This is a genomic window from Sphingobacterium sp., assembly GCF_039596235.1.
Classification (GTDB): domain Bacteria; phylum Bacteroidota; class Bacteroidia; order Sphingobacteriales; family Sphingobacteriaceae; genus Sphingobacterium.
The window spans coordinates 297,925-320,511 of the sequence record NZ_JBCNKE010000006.1 but is presented as its reverse complement, the minus strand read 5'-3'; the positions used below and the strand labels follow the sequence as shown (position 1 = coordinate 320,511).

The following is a 22,587-nucleotide window of genomic DNA, read 5'->3' as shown; positions in this document are numbered from 1 at the left end:
AAAATAGAAATAACATGTTTAAAAACCATATTAAAATCGCTTGGCGGAATCTTTGGAAAAGTAAGAGTTATTCCATTATTAATATCCTTGGACTTTCCATTGGCATGACTGCTGTATTGATTATCGGCATATGGGTACAAAACCAATTACAGTTTGACAATTTTTATAGCAACAAAGAAAACTTATATAAGATCTGGATTAAAAGCCAAAATGATGAGGGAAAAGTAGGTATGAATGAGATTACTTCTGGACGAGCAGCACGTGCTCTCGTGGAAGACTATCCAGAAGTTGAACATGCTGCGCGTATGTATTGGAGTACCACTAGACTGATATCATTTGATGACAAAAAAATCAAATCCAAAGGAAATGAAGTCGATCCAGATTTTATCCGCATGTTTGATTTTAAACTCCTCAAAGGAAATGGTGATCAAGCTTTACAAGAAACAAAAAATATTATTCTTACGGAAAGCTTGGCCACAAGCATATTTGGTGACGTAGATCCATTGAATAAAACCATCATACTTGATAATAAGGAGCCTTATCAGGTTTCTGCAGTTATGCAGGATCTTCCAAATAATACAAGTTTTGATTTCACCTACCTGATACCTTTAGTCGATGCTAGCAAATATTCACCAAATTGGAATACAATCACATTCTCAAGTTACGTACAATTAAAGGCGGGAACTAATATTGACGCTTTTAATAAAAAGCTTGTCAACATAATTGAGAAAAAATCCAACAACGAGTTAAAAGGGTCTCTTTTCTTATATCCAATATCCAAAATGCACCTGTATTCAAAATTTGAACAGGGTATTCCAGTTGGTGGAAAAATCGATCAGGTTAAACTTGTTGCGGGAATTGGTTTATTAATTTTATTGATAGCCTGTATCAATTTTATCAATCTCAGTACGGCGCGCAGCCAAAAAAGGGCAAAAGAGGTTGCTATACGAAAAGTTGTCGGGGCACAGCGTTTCAACCTCATTGCACAATTTCTGACAGAATCCCTATTATTGGCGATGATCTCAGGACCCCTTGCCATCACATTGGCAGTACTGATTCTTCCATTATTCAATAAGATATTTGATAAACCGTTGGTACTCGCTTTGTCAGATCCGACAATCTGGTTCTCGTTGATCGGGTTCATTTTTCTAACAGGTATCCTTGCGGGACTATATCCTGCATTTGTGCTATCGGCTTTCAAACCGATAAAATCACTAAAAATATTTGGCTCATCAAAAAATGTCACCTTGAATTTCCGTGAATTATTGGTCATTTTTCAATTCGGTATTGCCATCATACTTATTATTGCTACGATTGTCGTCCGGAAACAAATTGAATATGCAGGACAACGTGATGTTGGCTATAATACCGATCAACTTATTGAGATAGGAATAGAAGGTGATATGGGTAAAAATTACGAAGCGATCAAATCCGAACTGCTCAACAGTAGAGTTGCTACTGCTGTCACACGTACCGGATCATCAATCACTAGCTTTGCTGGAAGTGCTTTTGGGGGTTTCTCCTGGACTGGTTCAACACCTGAACAGGAGAAAAAAATGGGCTTTGATCTAGGAAGAGCAGAAAATGACCTTGTCAAAACTCTCGGATTAAAACTCACCGCTGGTCGTGATATCGATTATCCCAGATTAGCTGCCGATAGCGCTGCTGCATTGCTGAACGAAGCCGCTATTAAAGAAATGAAACTAGAAAATCCTATTGGAAGCGTTCTAAAATGGGGAGACAATACCTATACCATCGTTGGAGTCATCAACGATTACATCAGCGGTTCTCCTTATAATCCCGTAAAGCCTATGTTTATTTACGCCAACAAGAAATCCTTTTTCAATCTAGTGATTCGTACCAGCCCGACAACTTCAATGAGCAATCAGCTAAAACAAATCGAACAGATCATTAAAAAGTTCAACCCTGCATACCCTTTCGAATATCAATTTGTCGATCAAAAATTTGCCGGCAAATTTAAAGATCAGCAACAGACAGCTCAACTGGCATTCATCTTTTCGGGGCTAACGATTTTTATATCTTGCCTAGGTTTATTTGGATTGGCATCCTATATTGCAGAACTAAGGACCAAGGAAATTGGTATACGCAAGGTACTCGGCGCTTCTGTTAGTGGCATTACAGCCATGCTCTCCAAAGATTTTATCAAATTGGTGATTATTTCTATTGTGCTGGCCTCACCAATTGCTTGGTGGGCAATGAACCAATGGTTGCAGGATTTCTCCTATCGGATTGAAATACAATGGTGGATTTTTGCGTTGGCGGGCGCTGCAGCCCTTTTGGTCGCCTTCGTGACAGTAAGTTCACAAGCTATCAGGGCCGCAAATTACAATCCGGTAAAAACATTAAGAGACGAATAAAATTATCTATTATCTCATATTTCAACAGAAAAGACATGATCAAGACATACATCAAAGTAGCGTGGCGGAATTTACTGAAGAACAAAGCTTTTTCAGCGATTAACGTTCTTGGTTTGGCCATCGGTATGGCCGGAGCCTTACTTATTGCCCTATGGCTGCAAAATATGTTGGGCACAGACCGCTTTCACGAAAAAAGTGAACGTCTTTATATTATCAGCAACCGCGATACCTATCAAGGCGAAACACATGCCTGGACAAATACGCCTAAGATCATGGGGCCAACACTGAAGAGTGATTTTCCCGAAATCGAAAGTTTTACACGCATCGAGCAGGATGATAAGTTTCTGACAAGCTATGCGGATAAAAATCTAGTTTCCAGCGTTAGTTTTGTCGATCCTGGCTTCTTTAATATGTTTAGCTATCCCTTGCTTAAAGGTGATAAATCCAATCCGCTTAAAGATGCAAACTCAGTTGTCATTACGGAAAAATATGCAAAAGCCCTGTTCGGTGATACGGATCCAATCGGTAAAACCATCAAAATTGAATCAACGTATTTAGTGACTGTCCAAGCGATCGTAAAAGACCCTTCAAGTTATAGTAGCATACAATTTGATTACTTGCTTTCATGGGAGCTGGCCAAGAAAATGGGCTATGTAGATGAAAATTGGTCTAATAACTCTACTTATACCTATGTGCTGTTACGGGAAGGGACAACATTGGAGGACTTTAATGCCAAAATCAGACTTTTCAGCCAGAACCATATCAATGTGGGAGATAACGAAATCAAATCAACAAACGAAATTTTTGCATTCCCATACAAAGACACTTACCTCTACAATAGAAGTGAAAATGGAGCCTATACGGCCGGAAGAATCCAATTAGTTCGTTTATTTACTTGGATCGGGGCTTTTATTTTGCTCGTTGCCTGTATTAATTTTATGAATCTAAGTACTGCCCGCTCCGAGAAAAGAGCCAAAGAGGTCGGCGTACGTAAAGTAGTCGGTGCACAAAGAAAAAGCCTTATCTTACAATTCATTATCGAGAGTATCCTGGTCAGTATTGCAGCTATGATAATCGCTTTCATAGCTATTGTACTGGTTCTTCCTGCCTTTAATAATCTGGTTGAAAAAAATCTCACGATATCCATCCTGTCCGGCAATACCTGGTTATTTTTAATCGGATTCACTTTGTTGACAGGCATATTGGCGGGAAGTTACCCCGCATTTTTTCTCTCCTCTTTTAAACCGTTGAAAACACTAAAAGGAAAATTGAATACCTACAACAAAGGAATCAGTGTACGTTCTATCCTGGTTGTTGTCCAATTCAGCCTCGCAATTATCTTGGTTATAGCAACCATCATCGTTTCGCAACAGATCCAGCATACCAAGGACCGGGATCGTGGGTATAATGATAATGGACTTTTAGCAACCCGGTTTACTGGAAAAATCAATGGCGGAAAAATTTATCAAACTCTTCGAAATGAATTGTTGGCCAGCAATGCGGTGGTATCAGTATCCAAAAACATGTCCCCGGTAACGGATCGTTATAGCAACGGTTGGGGCTTTTCCTGGCAGGGTAGTACAGAGAGCGATAAAAAGTTTTCCTTTGACCGTTTTAGTACCGACGCCGATGCCGTTAAAACGTTAGGATTTAAACTTGTAGCTGGACGTGATATCGATGTATACAAATATCCAACAGACAGTAATGCCATGTTACTGACCGAAACAGCTGTCAAACAGATGCGCTTAAAGAATCCTCTTGGGCAAACAATAAACGGGGACGGTCAGAATTGGACCGTGGTTGGGATAATTAAAGATTTTATCACAGAATCCCCTTTTGCAGCAAGTTATCCAATGATCGTCCTTGGACCAAAATCCTGGTTCACAAATATTCATTATCGCTTAAATCCAAACAACAGCACCGCCGCGAATTTAAAAACCATCGAGGCAATCTTTAAAAAATTCAATCCAGAATATCCATTTGAATATAAATTCATCGACGAAAATTTTGAAGCTAAATTCAAAGAAACACAGGCTATTGGGACAATTTCAATGCTATTTTCGGGGCTGACCATTTTTATTTCCTGTCTTGGCCTACTGGCTCTGATCGCTTATATGGCGGAGACACGCATGAAAGAAATTGCCGTTCGCAAAGTCCTCGGAGCCAGTGTGGCACAAGTAACTTCATTGCTATCTGTAGACTTTATTAAATTAGTGGTTATTGCTATCCTGATCGCCTCACCGATCGCGTGGTGGGTAATGGACAAATGGTTGCAGGATTATAGCTACCGCATACAGGTTCAATGGCATTATTTCGCTTTCGCCGGATTAATGGCCATATTGATCAGTATGGCAACCATCAGTTATCAAGCCATTAAGGCAGCACTTAGCAATCCGGTGAATAGCCTCAGAAATGAATAACCAATACGATCTCATCATGATAAAGAACAATCTAAAAATAGCGTGGCGAAATCTAAGAAGAAATTCTTCCACATCGATCATCAATATCACTGGGTTGGCCATGGGTATTGCGATCTGCTTACTGATAAGCCTATATGTTGCTGATGAATTCAGTTTTGATCGCTTCAATACAAATGCAGATCGTATTGTGCGTATAGTCTTCCGGGGTACAGTAAAAGGAGGAACAATCAATGAGGCACATGTGATGCCTCCCGTGGCAGCCACAATGAAGGCTGAATTAGCCGAAGTCGAGGAAACAGCCCGTCTGAGACAAGGCGGAGCTCCCCTATTTACGGTTGGCAATAAGGTTTTTCGTGATGAACAGATAGCCTATGTTGATGCATCTTTCTTTAAAATATTTACCTTGCCTCTTATCAAAGGTGATGCGAATACCGCTGTCAAGATGCCTTATACGGCGGTAATATCTGAATCCATGGCACGCAAATACTTTGGAACGACAGACGTCGTAGGTCGGGATCTCGCCATAAAAGGTGATCAAAATATCCTAAAAATTACCGGGGTAATGAAGGATATTCCCAAAAACTCGCACTTCCATTTTGATATTTTTACCTCAATGGCAGCCTTGGAAGACTCCCGTTCCAACTCTTGGATGACATCCGAGTACTATACTTATGCGCTCCTCAAGGAAAATACCGCATTAAAGAATCTAGAAAAAAACTTAGCGACCTTATTTGACAAACATGTTGGGGCACAGTTCATGTCCGGTTTCGGAATGAGTTATGAGGATTACAAAAAATCAGGCAATACAATAGGCCTTTATTTGCAGCCCCTGACTGACATCCATCTACATTCAAATTTTGGCTACGATCTCAGCCCATCAGGCGATATCCGCTATATTTATATTTTTAGTGCTATCGCCCTTTTTATGCTATTGATCGCGACGATCAATTTTATGAATTTGTCTACAGCCAGCGGTTTCCGGAGAAGTCGGGAAGTAGGCGTACGGAAAGTACTCGGTGCCAATAAACAGAGCCTGATCCGCCAGTTCATCACCGAAGGAGTTCTATTGACCTACTTAGCGCTATTTTTGGCCGTCGGCCTTGTTTTACTTGCTCTTCCCCTATTTAACCAATTATCGGGTAAATCCATTGCGATTCAACAGCTCGATTTTGCCAAAATAATCCCGATTCTACTCGCATTCGGCTTACTGGTCGGTCTATTTTCGAGTACCTATTCTGCTTTATATCTAGCGGCATTTAACCCCTTGAGCGTATTAAAAGGACGTTTGTTGCGTTCTACAAAACGGTTTAATCTCCGAAGCAGCCTTGTGGTCTTTCAGTTTATTATTTCTGTGGGACTCATTTTCTGTACCGTAGTTGTCGTCCGACAGCTCGATTATATGCGGAACATCAAATTAGGCTATGAGAAAGAGAATGTCATTGTGATCCAGAGCTGGCCTTTGGGCGAAAACGAGAAAACTTACGTCAAATTGCTATCCGAAGACAGCCGTGTCAAACATATTTCCCGTTCGTCTTATCTTCCCGCCGGTGAAACCAACAACAACAACTTCTTTGTCTATCCGGATGGAAATACAGAACAATGGGTCAAAACACTACGTTATGATGTAGATGAGGAATATATTCCTGCAATGGGCATGCAGCTTCATGAGGGACGAAATTTTTCCAAAGGTTTTGGTAACGATACCTTATCCATTATCGTGAATGAAACCGCAGCAAGAGATCTGGGCTGGAAAGGAAAAAGCCTTGGCCGTACATTGACCAATAAGGATAATAAAACCTATCGTGTCGTGGGTGTTGTCAAAGATTTTCATTTTAAATCATTACATGAGCCCATTTCACCCTTGGTCATGGTGCTGGGTGATCAAGCTGGAAGTCTAATTGTGAAAACACAGACAAAAGACACTGAGGCGCTGATTAAAAAGTTGAAAGCTGTATATGAATCTTTTCCTTCCGATATTCCATTCAATTATTCTTTCCTCGACGAACGCTATGCTCAAACCTATCAGGCCGAAGTCAAAACTGGAAAATTGTTGAGCATATTCGCCGGGCTGACAATCTTTGTCGCTTGTCTGGGTTTATTTGGATTAGCTATTTTTACGTCAAACCAACGCCGGAAAGAAATTGGTATACGTAAGGTCATTGGCGCATCTGTTCCAGGTATTACAGGAATGCTTTCGGCGGAATTTATCAAACTTGTCCTGATCGCCATTATGATTTCCTCGCCGATTGCCTGGTGGGCGATGTACAAATGGTTGGAAAATTTTGCCTACAGGATTGAAATACAATGGTGGATGTTTGCCATTGCAGGATTGCTCGCTGTGCTTATCGCACTGCTAACCGTGAGTTCGCAAGCCATCAAGGCTGCTGTAGCAAATCCCGTCGATAGCCTGCGGGAGGAATAACCGCCAATACGACAAAAACAAGATATTGTAAACGCAACACAATAAAATTATGATCAAAATATATTTCAGATCAGCCCTGAGACAATTGTTGAAACATAGCTATTATACCCTTTTAACGATTGCTGGTTTAGGTTTAGCAATTGCCTGTAGTTTATTTATTTATATCTACAACAGCTTCCAATATAGTTTTGATCAATTTCATACTGATAAGGATCGCACCTTTCTGGTCGTACAGGATCTCAAACTGGAGCAGGTAGAGCATAGCAAAGGCGGATCCTATGCCATGTACAACGCTATTTCACGTGAAATCCCCCAAGTGGAAAGGACAGTATTGTATATGGATAATAAAGACCTGACCCTACGGATAGCGGATCAGTTATATAAAACAGCGGGTAAAGCTGCCTTTGTTTCATCAGAATATTTCAACACCTTAAATTTTCCCTGGCTGGAGGGATCCCCAAAAGATCTGGATCAGCCTAACACCGTCGCATTGACCAAAACAATTGCCAAAACTTATTTTAATAACGATAACCCCCTAGGCAAAACGATCTTAGTCGACAGCAAGTTCCCGGTAAAAGTTGTGGGTATCATCGATGACCGTAACAAAAATTCAGACTTCCGTTCTGAAATCTATTTTTCACAAAGTTCTGTTGCTACCTTATGGCAGATCCCTCAAGATGATGGCTTCTTCAACAATTGGGGCTATTCCAACTCAAGTAATAATATTCTTGTCACCTTAAAAAATGCAGCCGACAAAAGTATCGTTGAGCAGGCTATACATGCGCTTGTTGCCAAGTATTGGCATAAAGATGTATTACAGACATTCAGTTATAAACTCCTGCCATTGACTAGTTACCATTTTGACATAGATTACGGAAAGGGAACACAACATACGTTGCTGAATATCCTAGTTGTGATAGCAATCGGAGTCAGTATTATGGCTTTGGTCAATTACAGCAATATCACCTTTGCCAGACAAATGAACCGCAGTGTGGAAATGGGCGTGAGAAAGGTATTGGGCAGTTCAAAAAGACAGCTATATATTCAGTTTCTGATTGAAACTCTGATTCTGACCGCTGCTGCTATTATATTTGCCTTAGTTTTATTGCTGATCTTTTCCAATTGGGCAAATCAGGCACTTTTTCCAAATGAGCCGGTACAGATTGTCCATCCTGCTGCTTTTACCGCGATCATAGCTATCATCTGGATTTCGACGAGCTTATTAACCTCCCTCTATCCACTGATTTTTGTCAGTCAGATGAACATCCAGCAGGCACTGAAAAAGCTGACCATAGGCCCCTGGAGTTTTAGCCGTAAAACGCTTATTGTGTTTCAGAATGTAATCGCCATGACACTGCTGATCGCCACTTTCGTTATTGTCTTACAGGTAAATCACCTCAAAAACACTGATATAGGATTTAGTAGGGAACAGATTATTCTGCTTCCGTTCACAAAAGAAATGATCCGATCAAAAGCGAAAATTGCTCATTTCATCAGCAATAGAACCGATATTCAATCGTATACTTTTAGCGATAACCCTCCCTCATCTGAAAAGGTCTGGGGCGGAACCATACAGTTTGATAACAGGACGGAATGGGAGAAATGGCCTGCCCGATACGCTATCGGGGATTCGGCTTATATCAGCACATTCAACATCAAATTATTAGCAGGAAGAAATTTCAATGACAATCCGCAGAAGCCAGAATTTCTGATCAATCAGAATATGGCTACCGCATTGGGCTTTAAAGATCCTAATGCTATTATCGGCAAGTCTTTAAATGCCGGTGGGTTGAATGAGGAACAAGCGGGAACTATTGTAGGCGTTGTTGCGGACTTTAGCACCAATTCGCTGAACGAACCCATCTCCCCTACAGTAATTGGCTATAACGAAACACGGTTAAAAAATGTAGCGATTAAATTGAAAGGTACCGATCATCAATTGCTCGTGAAAGATCTGGAACAACAATGGAAAAACTGGTATCCCGATGAAGTGTTCCAATACAGATTCTATGATCAGCAGATTGCTCAGCTCTACAAGAAAGAAGCATTACTGGAAAAACTGATCTGGATTGCTGCTATCGTTGCGATAAGCATCAGTATGCTCGGTCTTCTGGGACTGCTCTCCATCAACATCCTGAAACGAACAAAAGAAATCGGAATCCGGAAAGTGTTAGGTTCTTCGGTAACAGGTATTATCCTGTTGCTTTCTCAGGATTTCTTCAAATGGATCACAATTGCCTTTGTATTTGCGACTCCCCTGGCTTATTATCTGATGAATCGCTGGCTGGACAATTTCCCATTTCGAATCAGTATGGGCTGGTGGATCTTTGCATTGGCTTTCTGTGTTGGGCTTATTTTAACAATTGTCGTGGTATCTCTCCAATCTATAAAAGCCGCCACAGCCAATCCTGTTAATAGTTTAAGGGACGAATAGAAACAAAACTTTTAAATAGGAAACAAGCAATCCTATAGGTAGCTTAAGCTATGCCAAGTTTAACTGCCTGTTTATTTACAATTCTTTCGGGAAATCGACGGGATCAAGGTGTTCACGGATGCACATCGGCTGTCCGAAATCGGACAGTCGATTCAGCAAAAACCATTTTAACAAACTAACAGTCAAACAAATATATACTTGGCCAAGGATTTGTATTATCGTATACCAATTAGCAAAAACCGAAGCCCGCATCCATGCTGTTTGCAGTGACGGAAATAAACTTTATAATACGAGTGACAATGACTTTTACAAATTTCAAAATCGCCTGGCGGAATATCCGAAAGAAAAAAATTCAAAACCTGATCAACCTAATCGGATTAACCCTTGGTATTACTTTTTTACTGCTGGTCGGAGCCTATGTCTGGGATGTTCATCAGGTAAACAGCAAGATCAAAAATATAGATCGGCAATTTTTATTGCAGAGCAAATATAAGAAGGAAGGATTTGGGATCAATTTGACTACGATCGGAGCGCTGCCCAAAGCCCTATATGAAGAATATCCAAATTTGGTAGCCGATTATTACCGTATCGATGGATTAACTGGTATTGTAGCCAATGGTGCTACGATTTATGAAGAAGGAATGGCACTCGGTGATCCCAGTCTTTTGACTATGTTTGGTTTTGAGCTTTTAGCAGGCAATCCGAAGACCGCGCTTAACAATCCTTTTTCTGTGGTGATCACTGATCAAGCCGCTTTAAAATATTTTGGGACTATAAATGCGCTGGGAAAAAACCTGCAGATTAAAAATTTCAAAGGCGAAAAACATGATTTTGAGATTACTGCAATTATCAAAACCGCTGTCCAAAATGCGGTCATGGACCTGACAAAGAATATGCATTCCGATATTTTCCTGCCCATTGCCAACGAAGAATACTTCGGTCGATCCCTTGATAACTGGAATAATCCTTACATCGCAGGTTATCTTGAATTGAAGGCTGGAGTAACCACGAAACAACTCGATGCGGCAATTCAAACGCTAGTTCATAAAAATACCGATAAGGAATTTGCCATCGAATATAGTCCTGATTTAAAACCGCTGAAAAGCTATTATCTAGACGATAATCAAGGCGCTGTACGCAAGATGATTCAGACGCTAATCTGGATTGCTATTTTTATCCTGGTCATGGCGATCATCAACTTTATCAATTTTAGTATTGCACAGCATATAACGCGGCTAAGGGAAATCGGTGTACGCAAGATTATGGGGTCTTCCAGACTACAATTGGTATGGCAATTACTGACAGAATATATCCTTATCGTAGCAATTGCGGCATTGATCAGCCTGCCCATCTATTGCATCATACGCCCGCTGTTTGCACATGTACTGATGCGCGAGCTGCCCTCCCTGATCGATTTACCGGGCTATTTTTTCATTCTATTAAGCCTGTTGACTATAGTGGTCGGTTTGCTGGCGGGACTATATCCAGCAATTAAACTGTCCAATATCAAGGTACTTCCTTCGGTCAAAAATCAGTTCTCCGCATTGGGCGACAAGCAATTGGTTCGAAAAGTACTCTTGTTCTTTCAGTTCGCTGTTGCACTGCTCATCTTGGTCTGTACTCTGATTATCTCCAAACAGGTCCATCTATTTATAAACAGCAATTTAGGATACAACAAAGATTATCTATTGACTGTACAGGCACCAAGGGACTGGTCAGAAACTGGTATCCGGAAAATGGAGTCCATCCGGCATGAGCTGCTGCAGGAATCCGCGGTTAAGTCTGTGAGCCTTTCCTATGAGACCCCGGGGCTACTAGGCACCAATATGCAACCGGCTTTTGGCAATAATAACGATAGGGACGTACAGGTTCAACGGATTAACAGCGACAGTTACTTTCTGGATACCTATGAAATTCCCCTGTTGGCGGGTACTTTTTTACCCAAAAATGCAGTGATTGGTACCACAAATAGATCCGTTGTGATCAACAAAAAAGCCATGGAAGATTTTGGTTTCAGTAACGCTGAAAATGCGATCGGTCAACAGATCGCCCTGAACGATCCAAAAGAGAAAATGACCATTGTGGGCGTCACCGAAAACTTTGTTGCAAATTCTCTTCACCAGGCATCTCCCGCTATTGTCTGGACAGATATCCATGAAAATTTCCAATACCGATACCTGAGTATCCGTTTAAAACCGGGCCAACTCTCCAGCGCAGTACAGGGACTGGAAAAGAAATGGAAAGCATTAATGCCCGATGCACCATTTAAGTATCAGTTTATGGATGACCGCATCAAAGGTTTATATGAGACGGAACTGCAATTGCATCGGGCAGCACAGATTGCGAGTGCAGTTTCACTTTTGATCGTTGTATTGGGACTGACAGGTTTGATCTCCCTATCGATTCACCTCCGCAACAAGGAAGTTGGAATCCGTAAAGTACTGGGCGCGTCATTGGCACATTTGATGCTGTTATTTTCAAAGGAATACTATGGTATATTTTTGTTAGCGGTTTTGGTTACAGTCCCATCTAGCTATATGCTGATGCAGCATTGGTTACAGAATTATATCATCCGGATAGAGATCAATGCATTTACCTACCTGTTGCCTCTGGGCATACTGCTGAGCATACTTGGCCTACTGGTAGGCTTCATCGTATTTCGGGCGACCCGGTTTAATCCTGTTGAAAAATTAAGGGATGAATAATGTCAGAAACCAATCCATATAAACAGTATGATAAAGAACCATGTTAAAACCGCCTGGCGGACATTGATACACAATCGTATTTATTCGCTATCAAACCTCGTTGGTTTAACCGTTGCGTTGCTGGTGTTTATGTTAATCAGTTCGCTAGTCGTTGATGAGCTATCTTACGACAGACAATGGAGCAATTCCAAAGAGCTCTACCGAATGCGGATAGTACCCAAGGAAACGAAGGAAGGCGTCACAAACAATATTTCAGGAGCTCCTGAAGGTATATCGGCAACATTAAAAGCTCATTTTCCAGAAGTACTAGGCTATACTTCAATCAATTCATTTTCACCAAAATTAACAATAAACAAGCGCGCAAAGGAATTTACCGAAATCAATACGCTGGAAATCGACAGCGATTTTTTCAATCTTTTTGATACAAAAATCATCGCCGGCAATCCGAAACAGGTTATCGCCGGCGCAAAAAACATTACATTGACAGCTTCCGCAGTACAAAAATACTTCGGTGGCAAAGACTTGCTCGGTAGCACATTCTACAATAAACCACAAGAAGGTGAACCAGAAGCCTATTATGTCAATGCCATTATTGAGGATATGCCCCATAATTCTTCCTTTCAGGCAGAAGCATTCGTGCTAATGCCTAAGGTAAATGAATTCAATCCTGAAAAAAGCGGTTCGTTACAAACACAAATTCTATTGCTCAAAAGTACAACCAATGTTAAGGGCTTTTCAACCAAAATAAACAAGTGGTATAATACCCAGAAACTGAATGACTGGGCAAAAAGTTTTAATCTTTTTATCGAACCCATCAAAGATATACACTTACAAAGTATTACAGGTTGGGAGAACCCCATGCAAGATATTTTTCTGCTGGCAGGAATAGCCATCTTGATCCTTGTATTGGTCAGTATCAACTACATCAACCTGAGCTTTGCCCATGCCCTCAAACGCACTCAGCAGATCGGTATCCGCAAAGTATTGGGAGCAAGCCGAAAAAATCTGATCATGCAAATGGGCCTGGAAAGTACCATACTCTTTGCTGGCTCTTTTCTGATTGCATTTTTTGGTTATGTGCTTATCAGTCCTGCATTTGAGCACTATGTAGAACATCCATTGACCATGAGCTACCAGCATTCCTTATTCATGTCTGTTGGGCTGCTATCCATTTGGATTGTTCTGGGCTGGCTGTGCAGTTTACCTACAGCCTTGTCACTATCGAAAACGCAGCCATCATTGGAACTTCGGAAGCAGCTTTCTTTCTTCAGGCTCCCACTCAATATGGCATTTACCAAAGTACTCGTAGTTGTACAGTTTGCCATTGCTATCGTCGTTGCGATCTGTATGATGTCCATGCGGGCGCAATTACATTATCTGTACACCAAAGATCTTGGTTACGAACCCGAAAATCTTTTGGCCATCAATTATACCTCCTGGGAAGGCAAGGATCAGGCCTTCAAACAGGAGTTATTAAAAAATTCGTACATCTCCTCGGTCAGTCTCACAGGCTGGACTCCCTTTAGTGGAAGCGTGGATTTTAAAACAGTAAAAGACCCCGATAATCCAAACCAAGAACTCCCCGTTGTATTTGTTTATGCAGATTATGATTATATTAAAACAATGGGCATAAAGCTTGTTGATGGCCGACCTTTAAGTGCAGACTATGCGCTAGACAGACCCTTTACGGATTCAGTACATGCCGGACAGCGGGTCTTTACAAATATGCTCGTCTCCGAAGGAACCGCCCGGCGATTGTCTTTAAAACTCAACAAGAGCAATGAGCCTTTAAAAAATACACCAGTGGGTGTATTTAAAGAGTTTAACGGAGCAAGTTTAAAGTTTCCGATCGGTCCTTTTGCGATTAAGGCACAAAAAGAATGGGAAGGCGGTTGTATGCTGATCCGTGTACAAGAAGACAAGAAAAAGGATGCCTTAGCCTTAGTCAACAGTACCTGGAACAAGTTTTTCCCTAACCGGATCGTGCAGATAAACTGGCTGGAAGATCAGGTACAGAACCAGTATAATAAAGAGAAAAAACAGTACCAACAATTGGCACTTTTTACGGGTTCCAGCATGCTGATTGCAATCTTAGGGATTGTAGCAATTGCCATTTATACACTAGAGCGGCGGGTGAAAGAAATTGGTATCCGCAAAGTGCTTGGTGCTTCAGTAAATACAATCACCTATATGATTTCCAGATCCTTTATCATGCTTCTGCTGATCGCTATCCTAATAGCTTTCCCGATAGCATGGTGGTTTACACACAAATGGCTGGAAAACTTCTACTACCATATTGATGTTCCGATCGCGCTATTTGTTTTCACCGGAATGTTTATCGGTTTGATGACTTTAGCGATTATCGCTGTCCAGATCTACCAGACAGCCCGTATCAATCCCGTCAATAGTTTACGGGATGAATAAGAAAAATAAGCCGTAGGTTATCGAAGCTAAAAAGTGTATCTATTATTAACCTATTGGGAATGAAAGTTTATAATTGGTGTACCTACGGCTTAGGATCTTTTATGCAATTTTTAGCTATTCACTGCGAGCAGCTAAAAATTGCTTATCTCTTTTAAGTCGGTTTTGCGTGAGCAGCCAAAACATAGCCAAATCCGTATTCAGTTTGATGACGAACAATCCTTGTCTCCTCGCTACCTTGAAAGAATTCATCTAAAACCAGCATCAGATTTTTAGGCTGTATGTATTGTTTGAGTTCCGTACAACACAAGTTGTGAATCTCATACGGCTGTCTTTCCTCATTAAAAAATCCTGCATCAATTTTCTCATTTAAAAAAGTCTCTATCTTTTTGATCTCATTCATTGTCGAATTTGTATGAGGATCAATATCGTGACGAATGTCTATTAACTTAAATTCCATTACTTTTTGATCCGCCTGTACATCAACTTTATACATGTCGTAAATAACCCTGTCAGCCAATGTAGTCACATGTAATTCGTAGGCATTGTCCTCAAATGATATCTCATGCCCCAAATGCACCATAGCACCTAAATTATTTATCTCCAATACACGATGCATAACAAATGAATCATAAGCTAGAATTGATTTAATCTTAAACGTTTCAATTCTAATCATAAAATCCAATGGTTTGCCCATTAGAAAGGAAACTTCCTCAGGTGACAAGTGCCGCGAAATACGCTGTAACAGCATACGATAATATATTAATATCTCTATTTCCTCACATTTTCTCTTATAGATCCTTGTTGTTTGATTTTTCACCTTTTTCATAAATGGCACATTGAAATAATATAGATTTTCAATACAAAAGAACAGAAAATATTTCAAAAACAAAAACATTTGTATAAATAAAAATAACATTATATATATTTATCTATACATAAGGACAGATTATTAAAATAAAAGGATGACAAAACTAGGCGAATTTTTAGCGAAAAAATCTGTGAATAAATCCCAGATTGCCCGCAAAACTGGATTAAGCAAAGCGCGGATCAATGAATTAACCATGACCGAAACGGCTAAATTACGTTTAGATGAAATGTACTTGATTGCCCTGGCCATCGATACGGACCCGGCCAAAATGATGCTCGAACTCTGCGAACATCTCCAACTGAAAGAGATTGAGGATTAGGATACTTTCCTAGAGCCCCTTTAACAAGATGATCTGTGCGGTATTGGACGTCAAACTGTTCGATATCGTACAGACATAAAACCTAATGGACAAACCAAAACACTAAATACCAGCAACTTAACAAAATGGCAATACAATTGACTTCAATCTAATGTCTGGATTGACCGGTCGATTACCGATTCAATAAGATCATAAAATGTATTGTTATGATAGGAAATAGCCTTAAAATCGCTTGGCGAAACATGGCAAAAAATAAGCTCTATTCTTTTATAAAGATCGGGGGATTTGCTTTTGGGATCGCAATCTGTATGCTCATCGTACTATATATCAACCATGAGACGAGTTACAACAAATTTTATCCAGCGATGGATCGGATCTATCGTCTCGTCGTTCAGCTTCCGATCGAAGGAAAAATAGAACGTTGGGTATCACTTTCAGCACCAGTTGCCCCAACATTACAAGCCGAAATTCCCTCCATCGAACAAACGGGCCGAATACTTCCTAACCCTTTATTTGGCGCCGGAAGCAACCAGCTCTCCCTGAATGATAATCCGCAAAGCTTTTATGATGATGGCTTTGTCTATATTGACCAGTCTATTCTTGACATGTTTCCGACACCCATGGTTTCAGGAACTCTCGCTCATGCATTGGATAAACCCAATACACTTGTCATTACGAAAAGTAAGGCGGAAAAATACTTTAAAAATGATCCTATCGGACAGACCATCTATCTGAACAATAACAAATCTAAGCGCTATACCATTACCGGCGTGATCGAAGATATACCCAAAAACTCCACTTTAGCAGGTTATAGCTTCTTCATGTCGCTCGCAGGCGAGCCCTTTTATCCCGGCGAACAGAACCAATGGCTCAGCAACAATTACACGGTCTACGTTAAATTAAAACCAAATGTCAATATTGAACAAACCGAAAAGGAGATTTTAAAAAATTACAAAGCGCACTATTTGCCCGAATACAAGAAATCAGGCCGTAAGCTCAATCCTTTATTCGAACAGGCAAAAATCAACTTACAAAATGCACTTGATATCCATTTGAAGTCTTCCGATATCGATGACGATAAAGTCAGTACATTGAATCGGGGAGATATCCGTATGGTCTGGACTTTTGCCATTGTTGCATTGTTTATTCTTCTGATAGCCTGTATCAACTTTATTAACCTATCGACCGCCAATGCCGCTACAAGGGCGAAAGAAATTGGCATCCGAAAGACAATTGGTTCCACAAGAACATTATTGATCGGACAATTCCTGCTTGAGGCGATTTGCTATAGTGTATTGTCTTTGCTTGTTGGTCTATTGCTGAGTTGGGTTTTGTTGCCCATATTCAACAATCTCGCCAATAAATCGCTGACGATTCCATGGGCATCCCCATACTTTTTCCCATCTTTATTGCTGGCGATAATTTTCATCGGCAGCTTGGCCGGAATCTACCCAGCCTTGTATCTATCCCGATTTAAGCCCATTGCAGCATTAAAGAACAAGAGCACCGGAACCAAATCCTCCTTGTTCAGAAATGGGCTTGTCGTTTTTCAGTTCGCAACATCCATCATCCTTATTGTCAGTGCACTCGTCACCAATCAACAGATACGCTATATCCTGGAAAAAGATTTAGGTTTCAAAAAGGAGCAGGTCATTGTACTGCGTGGTATTGGTACGTTGGGGAACCAGATCCCAAGCCTTAAGAATGAATTAAAGTCCATCGCAAATGTAAGTTCCGTTTCCTTAGGCGATTTTATACCAGTCCCCATTGATGGTGCCAAAAGAAACGGAAACCCATTTTGGAATGAAGGCAGACGGGAAATTGATATGGCCACCCAGGGACAATTTTGGGAAATTGACCAAGATTATCTTGCTACATTCGGATTGCAATTGACCAAGGGTAGAAATTACGATCCCAAAATGGCCACCGACAGTACCGCTGCAATCATCAACCAAAAATTAGCGGATGATCTGGGATTAAAAAATCCCATCGGGGCAAAAATAACCAACGGCAATACCTGGACAGTAGTTGGTGTTGTGGACAATTTTATTTTTGAGTCGCTGAAAGGTAAAGGATTTGCCGGCCTGTGTATGGTATTGCGGGGGTACCCAACCCTCCTCTCTATTAAAGTTAAGCCCGAAAACCTACAGGAGACCCTACACGGAATTAATACCGTATGGGATAAATTTTCACCCAATCAAAAAATCAATTACAGCTTTTTGGATGAAGGCTTCGCCTCACTTTATCACGATGTTGAACGGACGAAAAATATTTTTAGCTGTTTTGCAATCGTTGCCATTTTTGTGGCAGCCCTTGGGCTATTTGGACTCGCTACCTATGTGACACAACAGCGGACAAAAGAAATCGGTGTAAGGAAAGTGCTTGGCGCTAGTACTCTCAGATTGCTCAAACTGCTGTCCGGAGACTTTATAAAATTGGTGTTTGTTGCCATGGTCATTGCCTCACCTGTTGCGTGGTGGGCAATGAACCAATGGCTCAGAGATTTCAACTATAAGATAGATATCAACTGGATGTACTTTATTTTAGCGGGCATGGGGGCTGTCCTCATCGCCTTAGGTACCATTAGTTATCAGACCTGGAAAGCTATCCGGACCAATCCTGTCGATAGTTTAAGGGATGAATAAAGTCAGAAGATCTTAAAAATGGGTGCTTGTTGCCTTGGTCATTGCCTTGCCTGTTGCGTGGCAGGCAATGAACCAATGGCTGAGGGGGATGAATGTTCGATTGCGAACGAAAACTGTCCGAAATCGAACATCCATAAGGAAGTAACACCAGCTAACAAACTCATAATAAAAGCATTAAAACACTGGCAAGGGGATTGTATTTTTTCTACGGCAGATTTGATGCGAGGATGATTAAGTAAAAATTAAAATACAAAATAAAAAAGAGATATCAGGTAAGCTTCGGCTTGTACAACCACAATCTCAATACTAAAATCTCAATACTAGAAAATGATACAATTAAAACATTTATTCAAGTGGTATAACGTAGGTGGTACACGCTCATTTGTGCTTAAAGATGTCAGTTTAGATATAGCAGAAGGTGATTTCATATCCATTATGGGCCCTTCGGGTTCAGGAAAATCCACCCTGTTGAATATTATCGGTATGCTGGACGAACCGGATGAAGGTGAATATATCTTTATGGATGAAAATGTATTGGAAATGAAAGCAAAAAAGCGGACACAACTCTATCAATCCCATATTGGATACGTGTTTCAGGCCTATCACCTACTGGATGAATTGACAGTATATGAGAACATAGAAACACCGTTGATCTATAAAGATATTTCCAGCAAAGAACGAAAAGCCATTGTGGCCGATATGCTAGACCGTTTTGGTATTGTGGGGAAAAAAGATCTATTTCCGGCGCAGTTATCTGGTGGACAGCAGCAGATTGTCGGCATCGCACGTGCTTTGGCAGGATCTCCGAAACTCCTGCTGGCAGATGAACCTACAGGTAACCTCAATTCCAAACAAGGCGAAGAGATCATGGAACTGTTCAAACAATTGAATGATGACGGTGTCACGATCATACAGGTTACCCACTCCGAAAAAAATGCCGAGTACGGCAAAAGAATTGTCAATATGCTGGATGGTCAGCTTAAATAATTGTATGCCAATTTAACCTGAATAATCCCTACCTGGTACATGAATTACTGTAGGGATTTTTTTGTATCATTTCTCAATTCAATTTTTTAACTTCGTTATGATGAATGAGAGAGAGCTGAAATCGTTAATATTTCTGCTGGACGATACCGACCAGCAGATTATTCAGGAAGTGGAACATCAGTTAAAAAGCCAAGGCCCTGAAATCGTTCCTTATTTGGAAAAATTCTGGGAATCTAGCTTTGATCCAAGGGTACAGGGACGGCTGGAGAACATTATCCATGAAATTCAGTTTGACCAGACAAAAAACGAACTGCAGATCTGGAACCTGAGTAATTCCTTCAATCTGTTGGAAGGACTTATCATTCTCAATAACTATCAATATCCTTCTTACGAAGACCATAAAATTGTATTGAAGATTGAGGATCTGAAAACAGAGGTCTGGCGTGGGCTACAATACGATATGAGTCCCCTGGAAAAGGTAAACCTGATCAATCACGTACTATTTGGTTCATTTGGATTATCGGGTAATACAAAGGATTATCACCATCCACAAAACTCCTATATTGGTCAGGTACTGGACACAAAACAGGGGAATCCCTTGACCTTATCCTGCATCTATAGCATTATCGCACAAAAACTGGATATCCCGATCTACGGAATCAATTTGCCCAAGCATTTTATCTTGGCGTATATGGATTCGGATGAAGAAGGAAATGAACATGTGTTGTTTTATATCAATGCATTTAACCGGGGGCAGATTATGCAAAAAAGTGATGTAAATTCGTTCCTAAAACAGTTAAATCTAAGTCCAGATCGGGAATTTACCTATCCCTGTGACAATGTGACCATAATAAAGCGGGCACTGCGCAATTTACTGTCGGCCTATGAAGCACATGAAAGTGCAGGCAAGCAACAGGAAATCAGAGAACTGTTCGAATTGCTTGCCTGATAAGTCAATGGCTTAAAAGTTGGTTGCTTCTCTGGCATCTAAAAAAATATAATTTGGCGTCAGCGTCCCATACTCTTTTGTTAGTTCGGGCGCGATATCTCCGCCCTGATCCGTCAGATTAAAACGTAGGATTTTTTTCGTATTATAATCGGAGACATAAAAGAATTTACCGTTTTTAACACGGTCGTCTATCGCAATTCCCTGTGGTCTATTAAACCCGGTCTTCGATCCAGCAACCACATAGTCAGGAGAAATGGATTTATCCGCAGATCCGCTAAACAATTCAGTAGGATTCCTAAAGAACAACACTTCCTGACCTGCTGTGATAGCAAATAGTTTTCTATTCGGTGCATAAGACACTGCTCGTAAGTCTGTTTTTCCCTCCACATAGACTGTCAATGCAGGCGCAAATCTATCCTTATTGATGATTGTGTCGCCTGGCCTATCTATCAGCTCCTGTTTAAGTTCTTTATAGACAGCAAAACCAATTCTGTTTTTAGCTTCATCATTAAATCCAATGAGCACCCATTTTTCATTTTTATCAGCTGAATTTCCCTGCAATAAGTTCAATGAGACGGGTTCAATATCCCCTAAACTGATCTGCTTGTCGATGATCTTAGAACCACCTGCTCCACCTTTTCCCTCTGGACGGCTTATCGCATATAACATTTTCCCGCTTGTCGCCGCTAGCAGAAAGTTGGTCACGGCCGATCCACCAGTGCCATTTTGTTGGGCATAGGTATAATATGCCAATCCTCTTACATTTCTAAAACCTCTAAATCCAAGCTGACTTGCATCACCCGGTTTCCCATAAATGTCGTCTAAAGGAATCCGTTGGATAAAGGTGTCCTGAGCAACGCCCCCCTCACTGGCTTGAAAAACTGATGTTGCATTGGGATCAAAGATCACCGGTCCACCGCCTCTTGCGGGGGATAGATATTGAAAGGTATTATTCAGTGTATTGGTGTCCGCAGGATCAACAATCATAAGATTCTGGATCGAGTTATTTGTCCGATAATCCGAGAAAGAAATATACAATCTTGAAATAAGTGTCGGCAAACCCTTTTCCGGTTCATCATCCAATTTTTTACAGGAAGTAACACCTATCAAACTGGCAAATAATACAATAACACAGGTTTGAAATGAAAATTTCATATATTTTTTAGTATAAATAGCTTATAGTGTCAAACATACAAATCTACTAATATATGCAGAATATCAATGAATTTATCTGATTCTTTTAGACAGATCCGTTGATCTGTCAAACGGAAATATTTGTCATTCCGCTACTTTTTGATTAAAATTGCCTTTGTTTTTGATATCACATACGATTATGGAAAAGAAGGAATTTGTACGGGAGAAGCTGACATTACCAGGAGAAGGCAAGAAATTGCTTTTACATTCCTGTTGTGCACCTTGTTCCGGAGAAGTCATGGAAGCATTGATTGCTTCGGATATCGATTTTACGATTTATTTCTACAACCCCAATATCCATCCCCGCAAGGAATACGACTTGCGCAAAGATGAGAATATTCGATTTGCGGAGAAGCATAATATCCCTTTTATTGATGCAGATTACGATGTAGATCACTGGTTTGATCTGGCGAAAGGCATGGAACATGAGCCTGAAAGAGGGATCCGCTGTACCATGTGTTTTGATATGCGCTTTGAGAAAACAGCGGAATATGCTGCAGCGAATGGATTTGACGTGATCTCAAGCTCATTGGGTATTTCACGGTGGAAAAACATGGAGCAGATCAACGACTGTGGTCTACGTGCAGCTTCCCGTCATGAAGGTATGGAGTACTGGACGTTCAACTGGCGCAAAAAGGGTGGTTCGGCGAGGATGTTAGAGGTCTCCAAAAAAGAGAAATTCTACATGCAGGAATATTGCGGCTGTGCTTATTCGCTACGTGATACCAACAAATGGCGTATGGCAAATGGACGCGAAAAGATAGAGTTAGGTAAAAATTATTATGAATAAGTCGTGCTATGTGTGTATATAAAGCATTCGACTGGAATATTTAAAAAAATAT

The 22,587-nt window shown here is 40.7% G+C and carries 14 protein-coding genes; 11 read left to right on the top strand and 3 right to left on the bottom strand.

Translation table 11 applies throughout. From position 1 onward, the window contains the following. Positions 1-14: 14 nt before the first annotated feature. From ABDW32_RS14740 to ABDW32_RS14715, 6 genes are all read left to right on the top strand, one after another. The gene (locus ABDW32_RS14740) at positions 15-2,378 is read left to right on the top strand and encodes an ABC transporter permease (RefSeq protein WP_343563670.1); all 2,364 of its coding nucleotides are present in this window, start codon (positions 15-17) and stop codon (positions 2,376-2,378) included. 35 nt (positions 2,379-2,413) lie between these two features. Continuing rightward, positions 2,414-4,798 (top strand): ABC transporter permease, encoded by a 2,385-nt coding sequence (locus ABDW32_RS14735; RefSeq protein WP_343563668.1) that lies wholly within the window; start codon positions 2,414-2,416, stop codon positions 4,796-4,798. 16 nt (positions 4,799-4,814) lie between these two features. Then, positions 4,815-7,220, top strand: a complete 2,406-nt coding sequence (locus ABDW32_RS14730) for an ABC transporter permease (protein ID WP_343563666.1) — start codon at positions 4,815-4,817, stop codon at positions 7,218-7,220. A gap of 49 nt (positions 7,221-7,269) precedes the next feature. Beyond that, a complete protein-coding gene (locus ABDW32_RS14725) occupies positions 7,270-9,654 on the top strand; it encodes an ABC transporter permease (RefSeq protein WP_343563664.1) in 2,385 nt (794 codons plus the stop codon). Positions 9,655-9,953: 299 nt separating this feature from the next. After that, positions 9,954-12,359 carry an ABC transporter permease gene (locus ABDW32_RS14720; protein WP_343563662.1) on the top strand — a complete coding sequence of 802 codons (2,406 nt, stop codon included), beginning with the start codon at positions 9,954-9,956 and terminating at the stop codon, positions 12,357-12,359. 27 nt (positions 12,360-12,386) lie between these two features. Continuing rightward, positions 12,387-14,783: an FtsX-like permease family protein gene (locus ABDW32_RS14715; RefSeq protein ID WP_343563660.1), complete on the top strand. Its 2,397-nt coding sequence runs from the start codon at positions 12,387-12,389 to the stop codon at positions 14,781-14,783. Positions 14,784-14,934: 151 nt separating this feature from the next. On the opposite strand, the gene ABDW32_RS14710 is transcribed toward ABDW32_RS14715, so the two are convergent. Then, on the bottom strand, positions 14,935-15,609 hold the full coding sequence (locus ABDW32_RS14710) for a hypothetical protein (RefSeq protein WP_343563658.1): 675 nt from the start codon (positions 15,607-15,609) through the stop codon (positions 14,935-14,937). Between the two features lie 136 nt (positions 15,610-15,745). Between ABDW32_RS14710 and ABDW32_RS14705 the strand changes: the two genes are divergently transcribed. Further along, positions 15,746-15,970, top strand: coding sequence for a helix-turn-helix transcriptional regulator (locus tag ABDW32_RS14705; RefSeq protein WP_121126274.1), 225 nt, complete (start codon positions 15,746-15,748; stop codon positions 15,968-15,970). A 242-nt stretch (positions 15,971-16,212) separates the two neighbouring features. Further along, a complete protein-coding gene (locus ABDW32_RS14700; RefSeq protein ID WP_343563655.1) occupies positions 16,213-18,615 on the top strand; it encodes an ABC transporter permease in 2,403 nt (800 codons plus the stop codon). Positions 18,616-18,653: 38 nt separating this feature from the next. Here ABDW32_RS14700 and ABDW32_RS14695 read toward each other — a convergent pair whose 3' ends face one another. Next, positions 18,654-18,779: a hypothetical protein gene (locus ABDW32_RS14695; protein ID WP_343563653.1), complete on the bottom strand. Its 126-nt coding sequence runs from the start codon at positions 18,777-18,779 to the stop codon at positions 18,654-18,656. A gap of 163 nt (positions 18,780-18,942) precedes the next feature. Between ABDW32_RS14695 and ABDW32_RS14690 the strand changes: the two genes are divergently transcribed. Beyond that, the gene (locus ABDW32_RS14690) at positions 18,943-19,602 is read left to right on the top strand and encodes an ABC transporter ATP-binding protein (RefSeq protein ID WP_077437800.1); all 660 of its coding nucleotides are present in this window, start codon (positions 18,943-18,945) and stop codon (positions 19,600-19,602) included. Between the two features lie 97 nt (positions 19,603-19,699). Next, positions 19,700-20,551 (top strand): transglutaminase-like domain-containing protein, encoded by an 852-nt coding sequence (locus ABDW32_RS14685; RefSeq protein ID WP_343563650.1) that lies wholly within the window; start codon positions 19,700-19,702, stop codon positions 20,549-20,551. 12 nt (positions 20,552-20,563) lie between these two features. Here the strand turns inward: ABDW32_RS14685 and ABDW32_RS14680 are convergent, their stop codons facing one another. Then, positions 20,564-21,706 carry a hypothetical protein gene (locus tag ABDW32_RS14680; protein WP_343563647.1) on the bottom strand — a complete coding sequence of 381 codons (1,143 nt, stop codon included), beginning with the start codon at positions 21,704-21,706 and terminating at the stop codon, positions 20,564-20,566. 178 nt (positions 21,707-21,884) lie between these two features. Here ABDW32_RS14680 and ABDW32_RS14675 point away from each other — a divergent pair, with 178 nt between their 5' ends. Further along, positions 21,885-22,535: an epoxyqueuosine reductase QueH gene (locus ABDW32_RS14675; RefSeq protein ID WP_343563645.1), complete on the top strand. Its 651-nt coding sequence runs from the start codon at positions 21,885-21,887 to the stop codon at positions 22,533-22,535. Positions 22,536-22,587 lie beyond the last annotated feature (52 nt).

Coding starts and splice junctions, on each gene's coding strand:
- ABDW32_RS14685 (WP_343563650.1), top strand. CDS start 19,700: ATGATGAATGAGAGAGAGCTGAAATCGTTAATATTTCTGCTGGACGAT.
- ABDW32_RS14675 (WP_343563645.1), top strand. CDS start 21,885: ATGGAAAAGAAGGAATTTGTACGGGAGAAGCTGACATTACCAGGAGAA.
- ABDW32_RS14700 (WP_343563655.1), top strand. CDS start 16,213: ATGGCAAAAAATAAGCTCTATTCTTTTATAAAGATCGGGGGATTTGCT.
- ABDW32_RS14735 (WP_343563668.1), top strand. CDS start 2,414: ATGATCAAGACATACATCAAAGTAGCGTGGCGGAATTTACTGAAGAAC.
- ABDW32_RS14715 (WP_343563660.1), top strand. CDS start 12,387: ATGATAAAGAACCATGTTAAAACCGCCTGGCGGACATTGATACACAAT.
- ABDW32_RS14680 (WP_343563647.1), bottom strand. CDS start 21,706: ATGAAATTTTCATTTCAAACCTGTGTTATTGTATTATTTGCCAGTTTG.
- ABDW32_RS14725 (WP_343563664.1), top strand. CDS start 7,270: ATGATCAAAATATATTTCAGATCAGCCCTGAGACAATTGTTGAAACAT.
- ABDW32_RS14705 (WP_121126274.1), top strand. CDS start 15,746: ATGACAAAACTAGGCGAATTTTTAGCGAAAAAATCTGTGAATAAATCC.
- ABDW32_RS14740 (WP_343563670.1), top strand. CDS start 15: ATGTTTAAAAACCATATTAAAATCGCTTGGCGGAATCTTTGGAAAAGT.
- ABDW32_RS14690 (WP_077437800.1), top strand. CDS start 18,943: ATGATACAATTAAAACATTTATTCAAGTGGTATAACGTAGGTGGTACA.
- ABDW32_RS14695 (WP_343563653.1), bottom strand. CDS start 18,779: ATGAGTTTGTTAGCTGGTGTTACTTCCTTATGGATGTTCGATTTCGGA.
- ABDW32_RS14730 (WP_343563666.1), top strand. CDS start 4,815: ATGATAAAGAACAATCTAAAAATAGCGTGGCGAAATCTAAGAAGAAAT.
- ABDW32_RS14710 (WP_343563658.1), bottom strand. CDS start 15,609: ATGAAAAAGGTGAAAAATCAAACAACAAGGATCTATAAGAGAAAATGT.
- ABDW32_RS14720 (WP_343563662.1), top strand. CDS start 9,954: ATGACTTTTACAAATTTCAAAATCGCCTGGCGGAATATCCGAAAGAAA.